Here is a 1,219-nt window from a genome sequence, read left to right on the forward strand (position 1 = left end):
TGTCGGACCAGTTCACGCGGTCCGCCGCTGACGGGGAGCCCTCCCGCCCAACGAAGCCCCACTGGTCCGACTGTCGGACCAGTTCACGCGCTCCGCCGCCGACGGGGCGTCCCAGCCGGGTTCTCACCCTCTCATCCCGGAGAAAGCCTCCAGGTCAGAACGCCTGACGCTCAGCTCTGGGGACGGCGCCGCGACACGACCATCGCGGCGCCCAGCGCGCCCAGCGTGAGCGAGCCCAGCCACAGCCCGGCAACGAGCCCCGGCGTGCGGTAGCGCATCACCACAGTGTGACGTCCCGCCGGCACCGCCACCGCGCGCACCGCCACGTTGGCGGCGAGGATGGGCGCGGGCTCGCCATCCAGCGTCGCGGTCCAGCCGGGCAGGTACGCATCGTTGATCACCAGCACCGAGGGCGCGGCGGCCTCCAGGTCCACCGTGAAGTGCTCCGGCGACTCGCGCGAGACCCGCACGCCTCCGGTACCGGACGCGGCCTCCACCGGCAGCGGCGCCGGGCACTCCACGAGGACGGTACCGGGCGCGGGCAGCTCGGGCGCCGTCATCCGCGCCAGCGCCTCATCGAACGTCGCCACGCACTCCGGCCGGGCCAGGTGGATCCGCGCGGGCGCTGCGGATGTGCCAGCAGCGTCGTCTCGAAGAGCGGCTCCTGCGCCAGCACGCGCGCTCCCGGCGGCGGGCCGCGCCCAGGTCGCGCGTATGGGTCACCGTGAAGGGCGTGGACAGGCGCGGGGCCAGCTCGAAGGACCAGCGCCGTGCGTCGCCCATCAGCCGCAGCAGGCGCGTGCTCCGCCCCGGCAGGTAGCTGCCCGCGCTCTCGATACCCCAGAACACCGACGTGTCCGGCGCCAGCACCGCCACCTGCCCCAGGCTCAGCCGGTCCTTGAACTCGTAGCCGGGCAGGGGCGGCGCCCCGTAGCCCTTCACCACCGTGTTCACCCGCACCGGCTCCTCCGCCGGCGCGGACGCGCGGATCCGCTCCGCGAACGGAGGCGGCGTCTCCAATATCTCCGCCGGGGACACCTGGTAGAGCGGCCCGTTCTCCAGGAAGAGCGCCGCGCCCTGGAGCGCCACCAGCCCCAGACCCAGCCGGGGCCGCCACGCCAGGACCGCGCACACCAGCGCGAGCCCCGCCGCCGTTCCGCCCATGCGAACCACGTTGTCCGACAGGCCCTCGATGGCGGCGGCGGGCGCCTCCGGCCAG

The 1,219-nt window shown here is 74.7% G+C and carries 2 protein-coding genes; both read right to left on the reverse strand.

What is annotated here, in order from left to right; translation table 11 throughout:
- Window positions 1-170 precede the first annotated feature (170 nt).
- Window positions 171-590, reverse strand: coding sequence for a YfhO family protein (locus tag ACLEQD_RS43770; RefSeq protein ID WP_410391847.1), 420 nt, complete (start codon window positions 588-590; stop codon window positions 171-173).
- The coding region (locus ACLEQD_RS43775; RefSeq protein WP_410391848.1) for a hypothetical protein at window positions 574-1,219 on the reverse strand (646 nt) is incomplete at its 5' end. The genes ACLEQD_RS43770 and ACLEQD_RS43775, both read right to left, overlap by 17 nt.

Source organism: Corallococcus sp. 4LFB, from assembly GCF_046520365.1.
Classification (GTDB): domain Bacteria; phylum Myxococcota; class Myxococcia; order Myxococcales; family Myxococcaceae; genus Corallococcus; species Corallococcus caeni.